A 19586-nucleotide genomic window follows, 5' to 3' on the forward strand; every position below is an offset into this window, starting at 1 on the left:
TTTTTCTCAAGCAGTCGTTCTAGTCCCGAATTCCGCAGAAACCGGTCTCAGGCCGCGACGCGGCGGCGCAGTTTTTCGCTGACGATAATGATGAAACCCGCGCCAAGGATCATGATCGCTCCGACGATAACGTTGTGCGGCGGAATGTCGGCCCAGATCAGATAGCCAAGGATGAAGGCCCAGACGAGCGATGTATATTCGAATGGTGCAAGCACCGAGACCGGTGCCTGACGCATGCCTTCAAAGAGGGCGAATTGGGCACAGCCGGCCACGACACCGGTGCCGACGAGCAAGCCGAGTTGCGTCAAGGTTGGTGTCTGCCAGGTGTAGACGACAGCGGTGCCTGTCATAATGAGAAAGAAAACATTGGAGACCACAAGCTGGATGATTGTCTTTTCATGCAGCGAGGTCTTGCGCAGCAGCACCATGGCGGAGGCCCAGAGTACGGCTGCCTGCAGCGCCAGATAGACGGACCAGGAGATCGTGAGGCCGGCGGGATTGCACGCAATGAGAACGCCCACGAAGCCGATGCCAACGGCGAGCCAACGCGCGGGTGTCACCTCTTCTCTCAGGATGAACCAGGCAAGTACGGTGCCGACGACGGGAGCGGCGTAATAAAGTGTGGTGACTTCAGCGAGCTGCAGATGGCTTGCGGCGGTATAATAGGAAAGCCACGCGCAAAGCAGCAGAATGCTTCGGGCAATCATCGGCTTGATGATCGGTGAGGTAATTGTCTTATGGACAAGCTGGCCGCGGCCATAGGCGAGGCAGCCGACGAGAATGGTTAGGCTGCGGAAAAACAGGATCTGCCAGACGGGAATGCTCGCCGTCAAAACCTTGACGATCGCATCATGGAAAGTGAACGCCATGTAGGCTGATGTCGTGAGCAGAATGCCCAGGCTGATGGAGTTTTTCACGGAGATGTACCAGAGGCGGGTAACGCCGGCGGGAATCGAGGATGCCCGATCGATAGTCCCGCGCTCGGAGGCGGTCAATATGCGAGATTTCGCCTGCCGGCGGCACTTTGTTTCAGAGCGTCAGAAAATGTGTGGCTGTGCATGTTGCATGCACGATTATCAGTGTTTATGCATGATTTCCGATTCTGAGATATTGATCCGGTATGAACATGCAAGATTTCCTGTTGCGGGAACGCCAGACTGTGATTTCCGAGCGGCTCAAGACGCATGGTCGGGTGCTGGCCGCGGAACTGGCGCTCGAATTCGGCGTCTCGGAAGATACGGTGCGGCGCGACCTGCGTGAGATGGCTGCAGCAGGGCTCTGCGAGAGGGTATATGGCGGAGCCTTGCCGATTTCGCCGGCGCACGGAAGCCTGACCCAGCGCATGAGCTTTGCCACTGAGCGAAAGCAGGCACTGGCGCGTGCTGCTGCGGAGGAAATCGTCGCAGGGACGACGGTGTTCTTTGATGCGGGCAGCACCAATCTGGCGATTGCCAACGCTTTGCCGACTGATCTTGCGCTGACGGCGGCAACCAATGCGCCGGCGATTGCTGCCGCGTTGATCGAGAAGCCCGGTGTCAATGTCATCCTGATCGGTGGTCTGGTGGACCGCCAAACCGGCGGTTCGCTTGGCGCCAAGGCATTGCGAGACATGGAGCAGCTGGCCCCCGATCTCTGCATCCTGGGCGCCTGCGGCGTCGATATCGAGGCGGGATTGACGACATTCGGCTTCGAGGATGCGGAGTTCAAGAGATTCGCCACCTCCAGAAGCAAGCGGGTCATGGTCGCTGCGACATCGGAAAAATTCGGCACGGCTGCACCACACAGCGTCCTGCCGGTCGCTCATTGCGAATGCCTCATCGTAGAGCACGATGCGGATGCCACCATGCTTCGGGAATACCGTGCACGCGGGTGCCGGACGATCATTGCGGACAAGACTGCCTGAGGCCGTTCCGCCTGTTATGGGGATCGGGCACGCATGCCCGATCAAGAGGAAAGACAAGGAAATGGATAGTAGCGTGGGTGCAGTGCCGAGGGCACGGAGCGGTTTCATAACCAAGAGCAGAGCAGCGGTCTCGCTGCTCTTTCTCATGAATGGTTTCGTCGTCGGCTGCTGGGCGCCAAAGATTCCCGACTTTGCCGAGCGGCTGGGACTGACCAAGTTCGAGCTCGGGCTGATGATCCTCGTCTTTGGTTTAGGCTCGCTGGTCATGATGCCGATCGCCGGTGCGCAGATCGCCAAACATGGTTCGCGCGTTGTCGTGCGGGTGCTGGCTCTCTGCGTGCTGCCGCTGCTTCTGGCGCTGACGCTTGCACCGAACGTCATAACCGGGGCGATCTCGCTCTTCCTTTTCGGCGGTTTCATCGGGGCAATGGACGTGGCGATGAATGCCAATGCTGTGGCGGTGGAAAAATCCATGCGACGCGCCATCATGTCGTCCTGCCACGCTTTCTGGAGCCTCGGCGGCTTGATCGGCTCCGGCCTCGGCGGCCTGGTGATTTCCAGACTCGGTATTCTTGGTCACGCGGAACTGGCAACCGTGCTTGCCGCGATCTTCGTTGCTATCGCCTGGCCGATGATCCTGGCCGACCCGCCGCATCCCGAAGACAAGAAGGAAAAGACGCGGTTGCCGATGGTGCCGCTCCCCTGGCTGCTCGGCCTGATGGCCTTGTTCTGCATGGTGCCGGAGGGCGCGGTGCTCGACTGGGGTGCGCTTTATCTCCGGCAGGAAATGGACGCATCGGTCGCGCTGTCCGGCCTCGGTTTTGCGGCCTTCTCGGCGACCATGGCGATCATGCGCTTTGCCGGCGACCTGGTCCGCGATCGTCTCGGTGGTGTGAAGACGCTGCGTATCTGCACGCTGTTCGCGATTGCCGGCATGCTGCTTGCAAGCCTTGCGCCTGACGCCGAGATCGCCATCCTCGGCTTCGCACTCTGCGGTATCGGTATTTCCAACATGGTGCCGATCGCCTTTTCGGCAGCGGGCAACATCCCCGGCTTGAAGCCTGGCATCGGTATCTCCGTCGTCACGACCATGGGCTATTCCGGCATGCTGGTGGCGCCCTCGGTAATCGGCTTCGTCGCCGAGCATGTGGGTTTTGCTGCCGTCTTTATGGCGCTGCCGGTGCTGCTGCTCGTGGTTCTCGCATTCTCCAAACTTGCGCATTATGCCGACGGTGTCTCGGGTGGCGGCCACTGAGCCGCCTCCAAACAAAAGTGATATACGGGGCGGTTGACAAGCTCGCGGGCTTGATCCACCTGAAAGGCTCTGTTTTCCGGGTGTAGAGCTCTTCATGTCTGCTTTCGATTTCGATCCGAAACCGCGCCGCGCCTCCGTTGCTGTCGAGGTCGGCGGCGTCATTGTCGGCGGTGGCGCGCCGGTGGTTGTGCAATCCATGACGAACACCGATACGGCTGATGTGGATTCCACCGTCGCCCAGGTGGCCGCACTTCATCGTGCAGGTTCGGAGCTCGTCCGCATCACCGTCGATCGCGACGAAAGTGCTGCCGCTGTGCCGAAGATCCGCGAGCGCCTCTTGCGCCTCGGCATGGATGTGCCGCTGATTGGCGACTTCCACTATATCGGCCATAAGCTGCTTGCCGATCATCCGGCCTGTGCCGAAGCGCTGGCGAAGTACCGCATCAATCCTGGCAATGTCGGCTTCAAGGACAAGAAGGACAAGCAGTTCGCCGAAATCATCGAGATGGCGATCCGCTATAACAAACCGGTGCGCATCGGCGTCAATTGGGGTTCGCTGGACCAGGACCTGCTGACGCAGCTGATGGACAAGAACCAGGCCGAGGGTTCGCCGCTTTCTGCCCGGCAGGTGACGCACGAGGCGATCGTGCAATCGGCGCTGCTGTCGGCACAGCTTGCCGAAGAGATCGGCCTGCCGCGCAATCGTATCATCCTGTCGGCCAAGGTCAGCCAGGTTCAGGACCTGATTGCCGTCAATTCCATGCTCGCCGAACGCTCAAACCATGCGCTGCATCTCGGCCTGACCGAAGCCGGCATGGGCACCAAGGGCATTGTCGCGTCTTCGGCTGCCATGGGCTATGTGCTGCAGAACGGCATCGGCGATACGATCCGCATTTCGCTGACGCCGGAGCCGAATGGCGACCGCACCCGCGAGGTTCAGGTGGCGCAGGAACTGCTTCAGGTCATGGGCTTCCGTCAGTTCGTGCCCGTCGTTGCGGCCTGTCCCGGTTGCGGGCGTACGACCTCGACGGTGTTCCAGGAGCTCGCACAGAACATCCAGAACGACATCCGCAAAAACATGCCAATCTGGCGTGAGAAATATCCGGGCGTGGAAGCGCTTAATGTCGCGGTCATGGGCTGCATCGTCAACGGACCGGGTGAAAGCAAGCACGCTGATATCGGCATCTCGCTCCCCGGCACCGGAGAGACGCCGGCTGCCCCCGTCTTCATCGACGGCAAGAAGGCCCTGACGCTGCGCGGCCCGAATATCGCTTCGGATTTCGAAGCCCTCGTCATCGACTATATCGAGAAGCGCTTCGGCCAGAAGACAGCAGCGGAATAATCACTCCGCCTTTCATCAGCCTCAGCTCTTGCGCTCGGCTATGAAGTGGGCCGCCGTAATCAATAATGCGGCGTGCTCGCCATAGGGGGCGAGCAGTTCTTCCGCGTCCTCGACATGCCGGCGCAGCTGCTTTTCTGCCCATTCCATGCCGTGAAGCGCCACGAGCGTTCCCTTGCCGCGGGCCGCATCCTTGCCAGTCGCTTTGCCCATTGTCTGGGAATCGGAAGTCAGATCGAGAATATCGTCGGCAAGCTGGAAGGCGAGGCCGATTTTCTCACCGAAGCGGCGTAGGCGCAGACGGTTCTCTGCAGATGCTCCGGCGATGATGGCGCCGGCCTCGCAGGCAAAGCGGATCAGCGCCCCTGTCTTCATCGCCTGCAGGCGGACGATGCCTGCTTCGTCCGGCGCCTGCTTTTCTGCGGCAAGATCGAGCGCCTGGCCGCCGGCCATTCCGCCGAGACCGGCCGCGCGGGCAATTGCCAGCACGAGTTCCGTCTTGCTGCGGTCCGGCAGATCGGTTTCCGGTGCGGCGATAATGTCGAAGGCGTAGGTCAATAGACTGTCGCCGGCCAGAATGGCAGTCGCTTCGTCGAATTTGATGTGTACGGTCGGCTTGCCGCGGCGCAGATTGTCATCATCCATGGCCGGCAGGTCATCGTGAACAAGCGAATAGCAATGGATGCACTCAAGGGCCGCACCGACGCGCAGCGCCGCCTGCCTGTTGCCGCCGAGAAGCGTGGCGCTTTCGACGACAAGAAAAGGACGCAGTCGCTTGCCTCCGTTGAGCACTGCATAGTGCATGGCATTCCGCAGCAGGTCCGGGCGGGCAATCTCATGAGGTAACACGGCGGGAGAGAGCAGGAGATCGAGCAGCGCCTCGATCTCGGCGGCGCTGTTTTTCAACCGTGTCTCGAATGTTTCCCGTTTGGCGTCCATGCGCGCTCTTTGGCACGGCGGAATGGCTGCTGGCAACGGAATTGTCGATCACTGAGCCAAGATTTCCGCTGCACTCTGGCAATGCGGGTTTTCAGGCGGTATGACAGCGAAGAGGGCGAAAACGGACTGGGACATTGGATATAGCGCCGCAGACAGAGGAGAGCGTCGAGGCGCCGGTTCGCCGGCGCTGGCTTGGAGACCGCCAGGTGCTGAAACGCGTTGTTCTTGCCGTTCTGGCGGTGCTGCTTTTGCCCTATGTGCTGATTTTTATCTATCTGCTGCCCTTCATCCATCCCGTTTCGACGCTGATGCTGCGTGATCTGGTGCTTCTGCGCGGTTACGACCGGCAGTGGGTGTCGATCGACGACGTTGCGCCCGTTCTCGTTCAGTCGGTGATGATGTCGGAAGACGGGCAGTATTGCTTCCACGGCGGTGTCGACTGGGACGAGATGCGTATGCTGGTCGAAGACACGCTGAAGGGTCAGGAGACGCGCGGCGGCAGCACGATCCCCATGCAGACTGCGAAGAACCTCTTCCTCTGGAACAGCCGCTCCTTCATCCGCAAGGGATTGGAATTGCCGCTGGCTGTCGGTTCCGACTTCGTCTGGTCGAAGCGACGGCTGATGGAGATCTATCTCAATATCGCCGAATGGGGGCCAGGAATCTACGGCATCGAGGCGGCGGCACAGTATCACTTCAAGGTGCCTGCCTCGAAGCTGACACGCCGGCAGGCATCGCTGCTTGCGGTTTCGCTGCCGAACCCGATCGACCGCAATGCCGGAAAACCCGGGCGAGGGCTGCGCAGGCTCGCGGCGATCATCGAGCGGCGGGCGCAGGGTTCGGGCGATTACATCAAGTGCATCTATGAATGATATCAGAACTTGTCGTTGGAAGCGGCAAGCGTCATCTGACATTCTTGGTTCTGCCATATGGGCGATGCATCAGCAACCAAAGCCCCGAGTCGCCCATGACATCTACGACGCTTTCGCCCGAGCTTCTCCACTATTCGAAGACGCACAATCCCGCTCCGCCAGTGCATCTCGGCTCCCGCTACCACAAACTCGGGGGCTTCCAGCCGGAGCAGGGGAACACGATTGTCTGCCATCCCCCGCGGAGCTCACAAACGCTGCAGGTGCTCATCGAAGCGCGTGAGAAATATCTGGCGATGCCGGAGGCCGCGCAATTCATCTTCACGCCCATCACCAGTCTCCATATGACGCTTTTCGAAGGTGTGATCGAGACCGGCCGCAAGAAGAACCACTGGCCCGATGACATTCCACTCGATGCGCCGATCGACGACATGACGGAGCTCATTGCGGCACGGCTCGAAGGCTTCACGATGTTCGATCCCTTCAAGGTGGCAATCGTCGAAGCTCGTCCGTCCGGCCTGCTTCTCGAGGGGGCGACAGAGGGTGACCGCAAGGTGATGCGCGCCTGGCGCGACGCATTCGCAAATCTCCTGGGTTATCGTCAGCCCAACCATGAGAACTATAAGTTCCATATGACTTTTGCCTACCCGATCGAGCGGCTGGAAGACGAGGCGCTGCCGCGCTGGCAGGCGATGCTTGACGAGGTGACAGATCATATCCGCACCAGGGCGCCTGTGCTGGAGCTCAATCCGCCCGCCTTCTGTGTGTTCGAGGATATGAACCACTTCCACGAAGTGCTGATTTTCGATTTCGAACCCTGACAGGAAAACACCATGCACAAGCTGACGCTTTACATCGCCAACAAGAACTACTCTTCCTGGTCGTTCCGGCCGTGGATGGCGCTAGCGGGCGTCGGCATTGATTTCGAGGAGGTGTTGATCCCCTTCGACTATCCTGATGGTAATCCCAAAATCAAGGCGGTCTCGCCGAGCGGCCATGTGCCCCTGCTGCAGCATGGTTCCCTTAAGATCTGGGAATCCTTCGCGATTATCGAATATGTGGCCGAGCTTTATCCCGAAGCAGGATTGCTGCCCGGCGATCGTGCCAAGCGGGCGCTTGCCCGCTCGGTTTCCATGGAGATGCTTTCGAGCTTCCGGGCATTGCGCAGTGCCTGCCCGATGAATATCCGCCGGCCCAAGGGTAAAATCGCGCTTCCCGACGGGGTTTCCGCCGATATCAGCCGTATCGAGACGATCTGGCGCGATCTTCTGCAGAAATCCGGTGGGCCGTTCCTCTTCGGTGAATTCAGCGGGGTTGATGCGATGTTTGCGCCTGTCGTCAACCGCTTCGATATCTATGATCTCGTCAGCAGTGCCGATATACTGCCTTATATGAATGCGATGAAGGCGCATCCCGCCTGGCGGAAGTGGGAAGAAGCAGCCCGCGCAGAGCCGTGGATCGTCCCGGAAGACGAAGTCTGAGCGGAGAATCAGAGGCATCGCAAAAAATACATATGGGGACTGGTCAAGGCGGCCCCTTGCATGTATAAGCGCGCAAAATTCCGAAATCGCGACATGTCCGTTTCGGCCGCCAGTCTGGCCGCGGATATGTTTTGCCCGCAAGTGGAGTAAGAGAAATGGCTGTACCGAAGAGAAAAACGAGCCCGTCCAAGCGCGGCATGCGCCGTTCGGCCGATGCGCTGAAGGCTCCGACCTATGTCGAAGACAAGAACTCCGGCGAACTGCGCCGCCCGCACCATATCGATCTGAAGACCGGTATGTACCGTGGCCGTCAGGTTCTGACGCCGAAGGAAAGCGCATAATTCTTTATGCGGCTTGTCCGATGAAGTTTTGAAGGCCGGCTCAACGCCGGCCTTTTTCTTTTCGAGATATTATAATCTTCGGTGTCTTGAAGTGAGACGCTGATATCAGGCAGTATTCCCGCGAGATCGGGGAGATATTTCTGCATGATTAACACAATACCGCTGATGGTTATTCCATTTATTCTTTACAATCTGGCGATGTTGGGCCTGATGGGCGGTGGCGGCATTCCGTCGCTCCAGCATGACGTGATCGTACTGTCGATGCTTTCGGGCGCAATCTGGAGTATGGCGCTCGGCGACCTCTTTATCGTCGTAGCGCTCGTCGTCCTCTTCTTCGAGATCCTGAAGGCAACCCGGAACGGTTCCGGCAACCTCATCAACCATATGCTGTCGATGTTGGTCTTCATCGCCTTCCTGGTCGAGTTTCTCCTCGTCCAGGACGCAGCGACCCAGGTCTTCTTCATCCTGATGACCATTGCGCTGATCGATGTGATTGGCGGCTTTGCGGTATCGATCCGCAGTGCCAACCGGGACGTTTCGATCGGCCTATAGGCTGTCGAGCTTGTTCTGCAGCGCGCGAAGCTGTTCCTTCAGCTCATCGATGTCCTTGGCTTCCGCCTTGCGGGTTTCCTTGGGCGGTGGCGTCATGAAGGGCGAGAACATCTGCATGGCCTGCTGAAACATCTCGGTATTCCGGCGGACCTGATCTTCGACCATCTGCATGGGAAGCTGCAGGTTCTTGCCGAGCGGTGTTTCGCCAAAGGCGCGGTTTACCTGCTCGCGGATCTGTGACTGCTGCTCCGTGAAGGCGCGCATGGAATGTTCGAGGAAGCTCGGTACGACCATCTGCATCTGGTCGCCGTAATAGGTGATCAGCTGACGCAGGAAAGAGATCGGAAGCAGCGTGTTGCCGGTCTTCGATTCCTGCTCGAAAATAATCTGGGTCAATACCGAATGCGTGATGTCGTCACCGCTTTTGGCGTCCTGAACGACAAAATCCTCCCCCTTCTTCACCATCTCCGCCAGGTCTTCCAGCGTCACATAGGTGCTGGTGCCCGTATTGTAGAGGCGGCGATTGGCATATTTCTTGATTACGATCTGACCCTCAGTCTTCGCCATATCAGTCTCCCAAACCCCGTCTGATTGTATGGATACTCCCCCGCCAGAGACTGTAGACGCAAAAGAAGGGCGGTGACAATCTCTTTGTGCGATGCGGCAAGCCCTTTCCCTGTACGGATAAATCCATTCGAGGGCGCTGCAGCAAAAGGTGGAACGGTGTTGGCATTTGACTTGCGCCTGCAGCTTTGTCAGTTTCCACTTATATGTGTGACGAGAAACGAGGAAACCACCCCATGAGCAGTTCATCCGTCGTCATCGCCTCTGCAGCGCGCACCGCTGTCGGTTCCTTCAACGGTGCTTTCGGCACAATTCCCGCTCACGAGCTCGGCGCAGCCGCCGTCAAGGGCGCGCTCGAGCGGGCAGGTGTTTCCCCTGAAGATGTGGACGAGGTCATTCTTGGCCAGGTCCTGCAGGCCGGCGAAGGCCAGAACCCCGCTCGTCAGGCAGCAATGAAGGCAGGCGTTCCCAAGGAGGCGACGGCCTGGAGCGTCAACCAGCTCTGCGGTTCAGGTCTGCGTGCCGTTGCCCTCGGCATGCAGCAGATTGCGCTCGGTGATGCGAAGATCATCGTCGCCGGCGGTCAGGAATCCATGTCGATGGCGCCGCATGCGGCGCATTTGCGCGGCGGCGTGAAGATGGGCGACATGAAGATGATCGACACCATGATCAAGGACGGTCTGACCGACGCCTTTTACGGCTATCACATGGGCGTTACCGCCGAAAATATCGCACGCCAGTGGCAGCTTTCGCGTGACGACCAGGACCAATTCGCCGTCGGCTCGCAGAACAAGGCCGAAGCCGCGCAGAAGGCTGGCCGCTTCAAGGACGAAATCGTTCCCTTCATCATCCAGGGCCGCAAGGGTGACGTAACCGTTGATGCAGACGAATATATCCGCCACGGCGCGACGCTGGAGGCGATGACGAAGCTGCGGCCGGCGTTCGACAAGGACGGCACGGTGACCGCGGCAAATGCCTCCGGCCTCAACGACGGCGCTGCTGCAGCCGTCCTGATGAGCGAAGCGGAAGCGTCGCGACGCGGCATCCAGCCGCTCGCCCGCATCGTTTCCTGGGCAACAGCAGGTGTCGATCCCCAGGTCATGGGCACTGGCCCAATCCCTGCTTCCCGCAAGGCGCTGGAAAAGGCCGGCTGGTCTGTCGCCGACCTCGACCTTGTCGAGGCCAATGAGGCCTTTGCGGCCCAGGCCTGTGCCGTGAACAAGGATCTCGGATGGGATTCTGATATCGTCAACGTCAATGGCGGTGCGATCGCGATCGGTCATCCGATCGGTGCTTCGGGTGCCCGCGTTCTCAACACACTGCTCTTCGAGATGAAGCGCCGCGGCGCCAAGAAAGGCCTTGCCACATTGTGCATCGGCGGCGGCATGGGCGTCGCCATGTGCTTCGAAGCAATGTAAATAGCACACGATGTATGTTCATCGAGTGCGACTGAGGGCGAGTTGACAACAAGAGGGAGCGAAGCATGAGCAGAGTGGCTTTGGTCACTGGGGGTACGCGCGGCATTGGCGCGGCGATTTCGATGGCTCTAAAGAATGCCGGCTACAAGGTTGCTGCCAACTATGCCGGCAATGATGAAAAGGCCAAAGCATTTCATGGTGTTACCGGCGTGCCCGTCTTCAAGTGGGACGTCTCAGACTATGTTGCCTGCGGCGAAGGCATAGCAAAGGTCCAGGCCGATCTCGGCCCGGTCGAAATCCTCGTCAACAATGCTGGCATCACTCGTGATGCTATGTTTCACAAGATGACGGCCCAGCAGTGGCACGAGGTGATCAATACCAACCTCACCGGCCTCTTCAACATGACGCACCATGTCTGGAGCGGCATGCGCGACCGCAGCTTCGGCCGCATCGTCAATATCTCCTCCATCAACGGCCAGAAGGGCCAGATGGGGCAAGTGAACTATTCTGCCGCGAAAGCGGGCGACCTCGGATTTACCAAGGCACTTGCCCAGGAAGGGGCGGTCAAGAATATCACCGTCAATGCCATTTGCCCCGGCTATATCGGGACGGAGATGGTGCTTGCGGTGCCGGAAAAGGTACTGAACGAGAAGATTATTCCGCAAATTCCGGTCGGGCGCCTCGGCGAACCCGAGGAGATCGCGCGCTGCGTGACCTTCCTCGTTTCCGACGATGCCGGGTTCATTACCGGTTCGACTTTGACCGCCAATGGCGGTCAGTTCTTCGCCTGAATTATTTCTTGTGGCTGTGAGCGTAGTTGCTCGGGAAGCTGCCGGTTCCGTCATAGGGGCCGGCAGATGCGCCATAGGCGGCAAGCACAATGGTGATGAGGGCGGCGATCGCGATGATCCTGTTCATGGTGATGTCTCCCCGCGGACGAGCGCTCGGATAGTTGCCGTCCGCGGCTTCGGTTTCGTTGATGCTGTCAGGCGTTTGGATTGCGCCGTTTATTGGCTCTGACGGGCACTTGCTGAACGGCGCGGTCGTGGCTGCGGAGAGCGGCGATTGCCGTCGTCAGGAAGGCTGAGGCGAGCAGGATAGCGACGGCGGAATTCAAGAAAATCTGGGCCATGGTAAGCGCTCCTTTCTCTTCGCGGGCGGCACATGCTCTGCCTGCGATCTTGAAAGGGATATGGGCTCAGGTATGCCAAAGCGGTAGATTTGACTTCAGCGACCGATTGTCAACGCCGCGTTGACGACCATAGCGGGCAACAAAAACGGGCGCCGAAGCGCCCGTCCAAAAATTCCGATGGGCCAGGATCGATCAGCGGCAACGCGCTTCGTAGCGGCGACCGTAACGGTCGCGATAGATGCAGTAACCCTGACGTTCGACCGAATGGCCGATCAGCGCGCCTGTCAGACCGCCGGCGACTGCGCCAACTGCCGCGCCACCCCAGCTGTTGGTGACAGCGCCACCGATGATTGCGCCCGTGCCGGCGCCAATCGCCGTGCCCTGCTCCGTCGGAGTGCAGGATGCGAGAGCGCCAATGAGAGCGCAGCTAAGGATGATCTTCTTCATGTCTAAACTCCCCAGGTTATCGGCCTTTAAATTCGGCCCATCAGCACAAGAATGATAATGATGACGAGAACTAACCCCAAACCACCTGAAGGTCCATAGCCCCATCCGCGGCTATAACCCCAATTCGGCAAGGCGCCGACCAATAACAGTATAAGGATAATAAGAAGTATCGTGCCAAGCATGGTATTTGTCCTGCCTCATCCTCATTTCGACTGGACTAGAAACCCACATCGGCGAATTTTGTTCCCGGCTAAGCTCTCAGAATATCACGGCGGCGTTATCAGCTGTTGCAACGGAAGCCGACTTTAGCCGGTTTCGTGGAAAGCAAGTCGGCGAAATGCCATCGGACATTTTCTAAGTATGGTTAAAAATATCTTTTAATACAATATGTTGCGGTGAACAAAGCGGGAAAATGGAGATGTCTCCGATTCGTCAGCGATTCGTTCCGGCTTTGATCGGCCATGACCTTTTACCGGATCGTCGGCACCGGCCGGTTTAATGCTCCGTAAATTTGGCATGTAAAAGATTAATGGCTTCCGGCGGTCCGGAGTGGCCATAGCAAATCCGGAATCCGTATCTTGGGATCGGTGCGAAAATGCGCACAAGATCTCGCCGTGAACGAAAAGGGAAAGCCTCGGCTTTAGCGATTCGTCTCCGGTTCGTTCCGGCTTTGGTCGAAGCGTTAATTTCAGGCTTGACCTTTGCGCCTTTACGATTCGGCAACAAGCGTTAACGGCAGCTGCCGCCACCAGTCCTCAGGTAATGTTGCAGATTCAGTATCTAGTGTAAAAAAGCGATTCAAAATCAATACTTAGCCGTGAACAAAAGCTGAATCAGCCGGAGTCAGCGATTCGTCTCCGATTCGTTCTCAAGCTGTTCCGAATCTTAAATCAAGGACTTAGCGGGCTGTGACTTCTGTGCTCAATCCAAAGTCTATTTCAAATCCGCCCTTGCGTTTGGAGCTTTGGCTGTCCATGTGTTCTCTGCCTCATCCGAAGCTCCGACTTGACCCTGGGCGCTATCGCCTCACTTGCATGGACCATGACCCTGACTTCGCAGCCGATGATACTGAGCGGGCGCGGTGTGACCGCGGTGCTCGGACCGACCAATACCGGCAAGACCCATTATGCAATCGAACGCATGGTGGCGCATGGCACTGGTGTGATCGGCCTGCCGCTCCGATTGCTGGCGCGTGAGGTCTATACGCGCGTGGTCGAAAAGGTCGGCGCCCAGAACGTGGCGCTGGTGACCGGCGAAGAAAAGATCTCGCCGCCGAACGCGCGTTTTTCCGTTTGTACAGTCGAGGCGATGCCGCGGGAAACCAAGGCTGCCTTCGTCGCCATCGACGAAGTGCAGCTTGCGGGCGATCTCGAGCGCGGTCACATCTTTACGGACCGGATCCTGCATCTGCGCGGCCGCGAGGAGACGCTTCTATTGGGCGCCGGCACCATGCGGCCGATCCTGCAGCAGCTCCTGCCGGGAATTACGGTCACGGAGCGGCCGCGGCTTTCTCATCTTCTCTATGCCGGGCAGAAGAAGATTACTCGGTTGCCGCAGCGTTCGGCGATCGTCGCCTTCTCGGCTGATGAAGTTTATGCGATCGCGGAGCTGATCCGGCGCCAGCGCGGCGGTGCGGCCGTCGTGCTCGGAGCGCTCAGCCCGCGTACCCGCAATGCCCAGGTAGCGCTCTATCAGGCGGGCGACGTCGAATATCTCGTTGCGACCGATGCGATCGGCATGGGCCTCAATCTCGATGTCGATCATGTGGCCTTCGCGCAGGATCGGAAGTTTGACGGCTATCAGTTCCGTAATCTCAATCCAGGCGAACTCGGCCAGATCGCCGGTCGCGCCGGTCGCCATGTGCGCGATGGAACCTTTGGTGTAACCGGCCAGGTTTCACCCTTCGACGAGGAGCTCGTGCAGCGCATCGAGGGCCACGAGTTTGACAACGTCAAGGTTCTGCAGTGGCGGACCAAGGATCTCGATTTCTCGACGATACAATCCCTGCGGGCAAGCCTTGAGACCGGTCCCCGCGTGCCGGGCCTGACGCGGGCGTTGCCCGCTGTCGACCAACAGGCGCTTGAACATTTGTCGCGTTATCCGGAAATCGTCGACCTCGCCAATACGCCTGCGCGGGTCGAAAAGCTCTGGGAGGCTTGCGCTTTGCCGGACTATCGGCGCATAACGCCTGCGCAACATGCCGATCTTATTTCTACCCTCTTTTCCGATCTGGTGCGCTATGGCACGGTGAATGAGCAGTTTCTCGCCGAACAAGTTCACCGTTCGGATCGGACAGATGGAGAAATTGACACGCTTTCGGCGCGAATCGCGCAGATAAGAACCTGGACCTATGTATCGAATCGGCCCGGCTGGCTTGCCGATCCGACACACTGGCAGGAAAAGACGCGGGAAATCGAAGATCGATTGTCCGATGCGTTACATGAAAGGTTGACGAAACGCTTTGTTGATCGCAGGACATCTGTGCTCATGAAGCGCCTGAGAGAGAATGCGATGCTGGAAGCTGAAATCAGTGTGAATGGCGATGTCTTTGTTGAAGGACATCATGTGGGGCAGTTGACCGGGTTCCGCTTTACGCCTGTCGGTGGAACGGACGGGCCGGACGCCAAGGCGGTTCAGGCTGCGTCGCAAAAGGCGCTTGGGCTCGAATTCGAAGCTCGCGCCGCGCGCCTGCATGCCGCGGGCAATGCCGATCTGGCGATCGGCTCGGATGGACTCGTGCGTTGGCTCGGCGATCCCGTTGGCCGTCTTTCGGGCAGCGACCATGTGATGCGTCCGCGCGTCATCCTGCTTGCCGACGACCAGCTTACGGGCAACGCGCGCGACCATGTCGCCGCCCGTATCGAACGTTTCGTCAATCATCATATCAGCACGGTCCTGAAGCCGCTCGACGATCTGTCGCGTGCCGAAGACCTGCAGGGCCTTGCCAAGGGGCTTGCCTTCCAGCTCGTCGAGAATCTCGGCGTGCTCTTCCGCCGCGACGTGACGGAAGAAGTGAAGTCTCTGGATCAGGATGCGCGCGCCTCCATGCGTCGCTATGGTATCCGCTTCGGCGCTTATCATATCTTCGTGCCGGCGCTTCTGAAGCCGGCACCGGCAGAGCTCATCACCCTGCTTTGGGCGCTGAAGAACGATGGCCTCGACAAGGCAGGTTATGGCGACCTCATTCCGGTGCTCGCTGCCGGCCGCACCTCAGTGGTCACGGATCCGAGCTTCGAGCGCATGTTCTACAAACTGGCGGGCTTCCGGTTCCTCGGCAAGCGCGCCGTGCGTATCGATATTCTCGAGCGTCTGGCCGACCTCATCCGTCCGCTCCTGCAATGGAAGCCGGGTCAGGGCACGCGCCCGGAAGGCGCATATGACGGTCGCCGCTTCACGACGACGACGGCGATGCTGTCTATTCTCGGCGCGACGCTCGAAGACATGGAAGAGATCCTCAAGGGTCTCGGCTACCGCGCCGATGCCGTGAAGGCTGAGGAAGCGGCCGCATTCCTTGCGACACAGGATGCATCATCTGCCCCGGCGGCGACGGCGGAACCCGCGGCAGAAGAAACGGCTGAAAAGGCCGACCATGATGACGCAGACGGTGCTTCGGAAGAAACGCCGGTCGTCGAAGCTGCATCTGTAGCTGCGGAAACGCCTTCTGTCGCCGAAGGTTCGGCAGAAGCCGGCGAGACCGAGGCTGCAGAACCGAAGCCGGTTCTCCTGTGGCGCCTTGGTGGCCGAAACGAGAACCCGCGGCAGGCACGCGGCCATGGCGATCGCCGTGGCGGACAGAGCCAGGGTCAAGGCCAGGGTCAGGACCGCGGTGAGCGCAACAATCGCCGTCAAGGTGGTGAAGGCGGCGAGGGCCGGGACGGCAATCGCAATCAAAACCGCAACCGGGATGGCGGCAATCGCGACGGCAACCGGGACGGCGTCAATCGCGATGGGGGCAGGCCTCAGAACGCGCGTAATGACCGCAACGAGCAGCGCGGCGATCGCCAGGACCGTGGTGACCGCAAGGATCGCGGTGATCGCAACGACCGTAACAACAATCGCGGCAATTCGCAGCCGCTGCGCTTCGAAGCCAAGCCGCCGCGCAAGGAGAAGCCGATCGATCCGGATTCACCCTTCGCCAAGCTTGCAGCTCTCAAGGAGCAGATGAAGAAGTAATCATGGGCGCAGAGACACAGCCAGGAAGCGGTTCGCGCCAGCGCATCGACAAATGGCTGTTCTTCGCGCGCATGGTGAAATCGCGCTCGCTGGCGCAGAGCCATATCCAGTCCGGCCACGTCAGCATCAACGGTACGCGCTGTGGGCAGCCGAGCCAGACGGTCAAGGTAGGCGATCGGGTGGAGCTGACGCTGGAGCGAAGGGACGTCGTTCTCGTCGTTCGCCTGCCGGGCGACCGGCGCGGACCCTATGAGGAGGCGAAGCTGCTCTATGAGGATCTGTCGCCACCTCCGGATGAGGCAAAACGCCTCACCCCCTATGAGCAGGCCATTCGGGCGACCGGCTCCGGAAGACCGACGAAAAAGGAACGGCGCGCAATTGACAGGCTTATGTCGGACGAGGATTAGAAAACTCTTCCTGCCGTGGGCTTTTCGAAGATCGTTTGTCCTTGAAATCCTGCCGTAAAGTCGATACGTCACACACAACCTGCCGGGTAGCGTGCTTGCCTCCCAAGCCTGTACACGCTTTATCTCCGGCTTAGGGGACAGGCGCGACGTTCCAGGTTGCCCGGCCCCGCCCGCATGGAAAATCCTGGAGTTCTTCATGACCTATGTCGTGACCGACAATTGCATCCGCTGCAAATACACCGATTGTGTTGAAGTCTGCCCCGTCGACTGTTTCTACGAGGGCGAGAATTTCCTCGTCATTCATCCCGACGAGTGTATCGACTGTGGCGTTTGCGAGCCGGAATGTCCCGCTGAGGCGATCAAGCCCGATACCGAGCCGGGTCTCGACAAATGGCTGAAGATCAACGCCGAATATGCGAGCATCTGGCCGAACATCACCGTCAAGAAAGAGCCGATGGCCGAGGCCAAGGAACTGGACGGCGAGGCTGGAAAATTCGAGAAATACTTCTCGGAAAAGCCTGGCAGCGGCGACTGAAAATCGCGGCGTGCAATGCTGTTGAAACCGGGTTCAGCGGCAGGTTAAACGTTTCAGATTACGCGTGAGTCACATGGAGGCTATGTGTTGCCGACATGACTCACGTTAAGCAAATTATTGATTTCCTCATATTTTTGTGATACGTTCACCACACTGTTCCATTTGTGGCATGACGCATGCCCAAAACCATCACGAAAGTAAAACAAATCCGCACGCGGTTTCCGTGACATATCAATAACTTGAGCTGTCGGATCCCAAGATCGCGCGCAAGGAGACCTTTTGCTTCTGTCTGGTGGAACCAGAGTGAAGTCACCCGACGGATTTAACCGTCTCATCCGGGCCTGACTGACCCGGCTCCGGCCGCCGCCGGAAGCGTAACAGGGAGTTTTTGATTAGAATGACCACCCAGCAGAAAAAACCTTCTACCGCACGTCACGGCTTCAAGACTGGTGAATCGATCGTGTACCCCGCACACGGCGTCGGTACCATCACGGCTATCGAAGAGCAAGAAGTCGCCGGCATGAAGCTTGAACTTTTCGTCATCGATTTCGAAAAGGACAAGATGCGTCTGAAGGTTCCGGTCGCGAAAGCCATGAGCATCGGCATGCGCAAGCTTTCCGAGACCGATTTCGTCGAGCGCGCTCTCAAGGTCGTGCAGGGCAAGGCTCGCGTCAAGCGCACCATGTGGTCCCGCCGCGCCCAGGAATATGATGCCAAGATCAATTCCGGCGACCTGATTTCCATCGCAGAAGTCGTTCGTGACCTTTACCGTGCCGAGAACCAGCCGGAGCAATCCTATTCCGAGCGCCAGCTTTATGAAGCAGCTCTCGATCGCATGGCTCGCGAAATCGCTGCCGTCAACAAGATGTCTGAAACCGAAGCTGTTCGCCTCGTCGAGACCAACCTTAACAAGGGTCCGAAGCGTGGCAAGGTAATCGAGGAAGACGACTCGCAGGACGAAGCCGCTTGATAGAGCTTTGTTTTTGCTGACAAAAAAACCCGGCCTTGGAGCCGGGTTTTTTATTGGAACTTTTTTGCCGTTGCGACGTTCATACACAGTAATGCGGACTCACCAGAGCTCATGAAGCTCGGTCTGAAGCCGCTGGAGCTGTCAGCGTTCGATGAGGAGCGGATCATGATTTCCAGAATTTGCCTTTGCGGCAACCTCAAGAAACAGATCCAACCCTGCCGTCTTGCCGGCACATGAAGAGAGATAGGGCCTCCTCCTGAAAAGTCCAGGAGGAGGCCTTTATGCATTCAAGACCCTGTTTTGCTCTGGTTCAGTGATGTTCCGGAAACGGTGTTTGCTTGTTCATTTTTAGGCACGTGGCCCATTTAGGAGAGCGATTATGAAGAACATGTCTGCAGATCGGCGCATGATCAAAATAGCAATGGCGGCTCCCTATCTTGCCCGTGAAGAAGAGCACAATCTGGCGATCCGCTGGAAGGATCACGAGGACCGTGGCGCTCGCAACCAGATTGCCATGGCGCATATGCGCCTCGTCATTTCCATGGCAGGCAAGTTCCGCAATTTCGGCCTGCCGATGAGCGACCTCGTACAGGAAGGTTATGTCGGGCTTCTGGAGGCAGCAGCTCGTTTCGAACCGGCACGCGATGTTCGCTTTTCCACCTATGCAAGCTGGTGGATCCGCGCCTCGATCCAGGACTATATCCTGCGCAACTGGTCGATCGTGCGCGGTGGCACGAGTTCGGCTCAGAAGGCGTTGTTCTTCAATCTGCGCCGTCTGCGCGCCAAGCTCGCCAAGGGCGACACGCAGTTGACGCTGCAATCCATTCATCAGGAAATTGCCGCTGCTCTCGGTGTCAGCCTTGCCGACGTGCAGACCATGGATGCGCGCCTTTCCGGCAACGACGCCTCGCTGCAGGCGCCTTCCGTTTCGGGTGATGCCGACAGTGCCGAGAAGATGGATTTCCTCGTCAGCGATGAACCGCTGCCGGATGAGCAGGTTTCCAACATGATTGATGGCGAACGTCGCCGGATCTGGCTTGCATCTGCCCTCAAGCATCTCAACGAGCGTGAAATGAAGATCATCAGCGCGCGCCGGCTGGCCGAAGACGGGGCGACACTCGAAGAACTCGGCGCTGACCTTGGCATTTCCAAGGAGCGCGTGCGCCAGATCGAAAGCAGGGCGATGGAAAAGCTTCGTACAGCACTCGTCAGCGCCGATCCGCACATGGCAGCCTATGCCTGACCAGGAATTACTCCCCAG

At 58.7% G+C, this 19586-nt stretch carries 22 protein-coding genes; 15 read left to right on the top strand and 7 right to left on the bottom strand.

Going from position 1 to position 19586, the window contains the following annotated elements; all coding sequences use genetic code 11:
• Nucleotides 1-47: 47 nt before the first annotated feature.
• A complete protein-coding gene (locus FHX06_RS24275; protein ID WP_113209847.1) occupies nucleotides 48-917 on the bottom strand; it encodes a DMT family transporter in 870 nt (289 codons plus the stop codon).
• Nucleotides 918-1126: 209 nt separating this feature from the next.
• On the opposite strand from FHX06_RS24275, the gene FHX06_RS24280 reads away from it, so the two are divergent.
• From FHX06_RS24280 to ispG, 3 genes are all read left to right on the top strand, one after another.
• Nucleotides 1127-1903, top strand: coding sequence for a DeoR/GlpR family DNA-binding transcription regulator (locus FHX06_RS24280; protein WP_112545019.1), 777 nt, complete (start codon nucleotides 1127-1129; stop codon nucleotides 1901-1903).
• A gap of 61 nt (nucleotides 1904-1964) precedes the next feature.
• Entirely contained in the window at nucleotides 1965-3158 is a 1194-nt protein-coding gene (locus tag FHX06_RS24285) for an MFS transporter (protein WP_113209765.1), read from the top strand.
• 94 nt (nucleotides 3159-3252) lie between these two features.
• Nucleotides 3253-4500 (top strand): flavodoxin-dependent (E)-4-hydroxy-3-methylbut-2-enyl-diphosphate synthase, encoded by a 1248-nt coding sequence (gene ispG / locus FHX06_RS24290; RefSeq protein ID WP_113209764.1) that lies wholly within the window; start codon nucleotides 3253-3255, stop codon nucleotides 4498-4500.
• A 21-nt stretch (nucleotides 4501-4521) separates the two neighbouring features.
• On the opposite strand, the gene FHX06_RS24295 is transcribed toward ispG, so the two are convergent.
• On the bottom strand, nucleotides 4522-5436 hold the full coding sequence (locus tag FHX06_RS24295; RefSeq protein WP_113209763.1) for a polyprenyl synthetase family protein: 915 nt from the start codon (nucleotides 5434-5436) through the stop codon (nucleotides 4522-4524).
• A 134-nt stretch (nucleotides 5437-5570) separates the two neighbouring features.
• On the opposite strand from FHX06_RS24295, the gene mtgA reads away from it, so the two are divergent.
• The 5 genes from mtgA to FHX06_RS24320 all read left to right on the top strand — a co-directional run bounded on the left by mtgA (nucleotide 5571) and on the right by FHX06_RS24320 (nucleotide 8679).
• Complete coding sequence (mtgA, locus tag FHX06_RS24300; protein WP_112544845.1) at nucleotides 5571-6308, top strand: monofunctional biosynthetic peptidoglycan transglycosylase; 738 nt, start codon at nucleotides 5571-5573, stop codon at nucleotides 6306-6308.
• Between the two features lie 95 nt (nucleotides 6309-6403).
• On the top strand, nucleotides 6404-7126 hold the full coding sequence (locus FHX06_RS24305; protein ID WP_113209846.1) for a DUF1868 domain-containing protein: 723 nt from the start codon (nucleotides 6404-6406) through the stop codon (nucleotides 7124-7126).
• 12 nt (nucleotides 7127-7138) lie between these two features.
• On the top strand, nucleotides 7139-7786 hold the full coding sequence (locus tag FHX06_RS24310) for a glutathione S-transferase family protein (protein WP_113209762.1): 648 nt from the start codon (nucleotides 7139-7141) through the stop codon (nucleotides 7784-7786).
• 155 nt (nucleotides 7787-7941) lie between these two features.
• Entirely contained in the window at nucleotides 7942-8127 is a 186-nt protein-coding gene (rpmF, locus tag FHX06_RS24315) for a 50S ribosomal protein L32 (protein WP_003543812.1), read from the top strand.
• A 144-nt stretch (nucleotides 8128-8271) separates the two neighbouring features.
• A complete protein-coding gene (locus FHX06_RS24320) occupies nucleotides 8272-8679 on the top strand; it encodes a hypothetical protein (protein WP_112970746.1) in 408 nt (135 codons plus the stop codon).
• Here FHX06_RS24320 and phaR read toward each other — a convergent pair.
• Nucleotides 8674-9246, bottom strand: a complete 573-nt coding sequence (gene phaR / locus FHX06_RS24325) for a polyhydroxyalkanoate synthesis repressor PhaR (protein WP_112544842.1) — start codon at nucleotides 9244-9246, stop codon at nucleotides 8674-8676. The two genes, FHX06_RS24320 and phaR, sit on opposite strands and share 6 nt — an antisense overlap.
• A gap of 233 nt (nucleotides 9247-9479) precedes the next feature.
• Between phaR and FHX06_RS24330 the strand changes: the two genes are divergently transcribed.
• Entirely contained in the window at nucleotides 9480-10661 is a 1182-nt protein-coding gene (locus FHX06_RS24330) for an acetyl-CoA C-acetyltransferase (protein WP_113209761.1), read from the top strand.
• Between the two features lie 65 nt (nucleotides 10662-10726).
• Complete coding sequence (locus tag FHX06_RS24335) at nucleotides 10727-11452, top strand: beta-ketoacyl-ACP reductase (protein WP_112544840.1); 726 nt, start codon at nucleotides 10727-10729, stop codon at nucleotides 11450-11452.
• Nucleotide 11453: 1 nt separating this feature from the next.
• Here FHX06_RS24335 and FHX06_RS36075 read toward each other — a convergent pair whose 3' ends face one another.
• The 4 genes from FHX06_RS36075 to FHX06_RS24350 all read right to left on the bottom strand — a co-directional run bounded on the left by FHX06_RS36075 (nucleotide 11454) and on the right by FHX06_RS24350 (nucleotide 12422).
• Complete coding sequence (locus FHX06_RS36075; protein ID WP_281413437.1) at nucleotides 11454-11579, bottom strand: hypothetical protein; 126 nt, start codon at nucleotides 11577-11579, stop codon at nucleotides 11454-11456.
• Nucleotides 11580-11646: 67 nt separating this feature from the next.
• A complete protein-coding gene (locus tag FHX06_RS24340) occupies nucleotides 11647-11793 on the bottom strand; it encodes a hypothetical protein (protein ID WP_183881152.1) in 147 nt (48 codons plus the stop codon).
• Nucleotides 11794-11985: 192 nt separating this feature from the next.
• A complete protein-coding gene (locus FHX06_RS24345; protein WP_112544839.1) occupies nucleotides 11986-12240 on the bottom strand; it encodes a YMGG-like glycine zipper-containing protein in 255 nt (84 codons plus the stop codon).
• A 26-nt stretch (nucleotides 12241-12266) separates the two neighbouring features.
• Nucleotides 12267-12422 (bottom strand): DUF3309 family protein, encoded by a 156-nt coding sequence (locus tag FHX06_RS24350; RefSeq protein WP_007825451.1) that lies wholly within the window; start codon nucleotides 12420-12422, stop codon nucleotides 12267-12269.
• An 859-nt stretch (nucleotides 12423-13281) separates the two neighbouring features.
• Here FHX06_RS24350 and FHX06_RS24355 point away from each other — a divergent pair.
• The 5 genes from FHX06_RS24355 (at nucleotide 13282) to FHX06_RS24375 (ending at nucleotide 19568) form a co-directional block, all read left to right on the top strand.
• Nucleotides 13282-16413: a helicase-related protein gene (locus FHX06_RS24355; protein ID WP_113209845.1), complete on the top strand. Its 3132-nt coding sequence runs from the start codon at nucleotides 13282-13284 to the stop codon at nucleotides 16411-16413.
• A gap of 2 nt (nucleotides 16414-16415) precedes the next feature.
• Nucleotides 16416-16820: an RNA-binding S4 domain-containing protein gene (locus FHX06_RS24360; protein ID WP_029868973.1), complete on the top strand. Its 405-nt coding sequence runs from the start codon at nucleotides 16416-16418 to the stop codon at nucleotides 16818-16820.
• A gap of 196 nt (nucleotides 16821-17016) precedes the next feature.
• Nucleotides 17017-17355 carry a ferredoxin FdxA gene (gene fdxA / locus FHX06_RS24365; protein WP_029868974.1) on the top strand — a complete coding sequence of 113 codons (339 nt, stop codon included), beginning with the start codon at nucleotides 17017-17019 and terminating at the stop codon, nucleotides 17353-17355.
• Between the two features lie 397 nt (nucleotides 17356-17752).
• A complete protein-coding gene (locus FHX06_RS24370) occupies nucleotides 17753-18325 on the top strand; it encodes a CarD family transcriptional regulator (protein ID WP_007825443.1) in 573 nt (190 codons plus the stop codon).
• 379 nt (nucleotides 18326-18704) lie between these two features.
• Nucleotides 18705-19568: an RNA polymerase factor sigma-32 gene (locus FHX06_RS24375; RefSeq protein WP_029868975.1), complete on the top strand. Its 864-nt coding sequence runs from the start codon at nucleotides 18705-18707 to the stop codon at nucleotides 19566-19568.
• Nucleotides 19569-19586: the final 18 nt, after the last annotated feature.

This window comes from Rhizobium sp. BK512, from assembly GCF_014194915.1.
Lineage (GTDB): Bacteria > Pseudomonadota > Alphaproteobacteria > Rhizobiales > Rhizobiaceae > Rhizobium.

Coding starts and splice junctions, on each gene's coding strand:
- FHX06_RS24280 (WP_112545019.1), top strand. CDS start 1,127: ATGCAAGATTTCCTGTTGCGGGAACGCCAGACTGTGATTTCCGAGCGG.
- FHX06_RS24285 (WP_113209765.1), top strand. CDS start 1,965: ATGGATAGTAGCGTGGGTGCAGTGCCGAGGGCACGGAGCGGTTTCATA.
- ispG (WP_113209764.1), top strand. CDS start 3,253: ATGTCTGCTTTCGATTTCGATCCGAAACCGCGCCGCGCCTCCGTTGCT.
- FHX06_RS24295 (WP_113209763.1), bottom strand. CDS start 5,436: ATGGACGCCAAACGGGAAACATTCGAGACACGGTTGAAAAACAGCGCC.
- FHX06_RS24305 (WP_113209846.1), top strand. CDS start 6,404: ATGACATCTACGACGCTTTCGCCCGAGCTTCTCCACTATTCGAAGACG.
- FHX06_RS24310 (WP_113209762.1), top strand. CDS start 7,139: ATGCACAAGCTGACGCTTTACATCGCCAACAAGAACTACTCTTCCTGG.
- rpmF (WP_003543812.1), top strand. CDS start 7,942: ATGGCTGTACCGAAGAGAAAAACGAGCCCGTCCAAGCGCGGCATGCGC.
- FHX06_RS24320 (WP_112970746.1), top strand. CDS start 8,272: ATGATTAACACAATACCGCTGATGGTTATTCCATTTATTCTTTACAAT.
- phaR (WP_112544842.1), bottom strand. CDS start 9,246: ATGGCGAAGACTGAGGGTCAGATCGTAATCAAGAAATATGCCAATCGC.
- FHX06_RS24330 (WP_113209761.1), top strand. CDS start 9,480: ATGAGCAGTTCATCCGTCGTCATCGCCTCTGCAGCGCGCACCGCTGTC.
- FHX06_RS24335 (WP_112544840.1), top strand. CDS start 10,727: ATGAGCAGAGTGGCTTTGGTCACTGGGGGTACGCGCGGCATTGGCGCG.
- FHX06_RS36075 (WP_281413437.1), bottom strand. CDS start 11,579: ATGAACAGGATCATCGCGATCGCCGCCCTCATCACCATTGTGCTTGCC.
- FHX06_RS24340 (WP_183881152.1), bottom strand. CDS start 11,793: ATGGCCCAGATTTTCTTGAATTCCGCCGTCGCTATCCTGCTCGCCTCA.
- FHX06_RS24345 (WP_112544839.1), bottom strand. CDS start 12,240: ATGAAGAAGATCATCCTTAGCTGCGCTCTCATTGGCGCTCTCGCATCC.
- FHX06_RS24350 (WP_007825451.1), bottom strand. CDS start 12,422: ATGCTTGGCACGATACTTCTTATTATCCTTATACTGTTATTGGTCGGC.
- FHX06_RS24355 (WP_113209845.1), top strand. CDS start 13,282: ATGACCCTGACTTCGCAGCCGATGATACTGAGCGGGCGCGGTGTGACC.
- FHX06_RS24360 (WP_029868973.1), top strand. CDS start 16,416: ATGGGCGCAGAGACACAGCCAGGAAGCGGTTCGCGCCAGCGCATCGAC.
- fdxA (WP_029868974.1), top strand. CDS start 17,017: ATGACCTATGTCGTGACCGACAATTGCATCCGCTGCAAATACACCGAT.
- FHX06_RS24370 (WP_007825443.1), top strand. CDS start 17,753: ATGACCACCCAGCAGAAAAAACCTTCTACCGCACGTCACGGCTTCAAG.
- FHX06_RS24375 (WP_029868975.1), top strand. CDS start 18,705: ATGAAGAACATGTCTGCAGATCGGCGCATGATCAAAATAGCAATGGCG.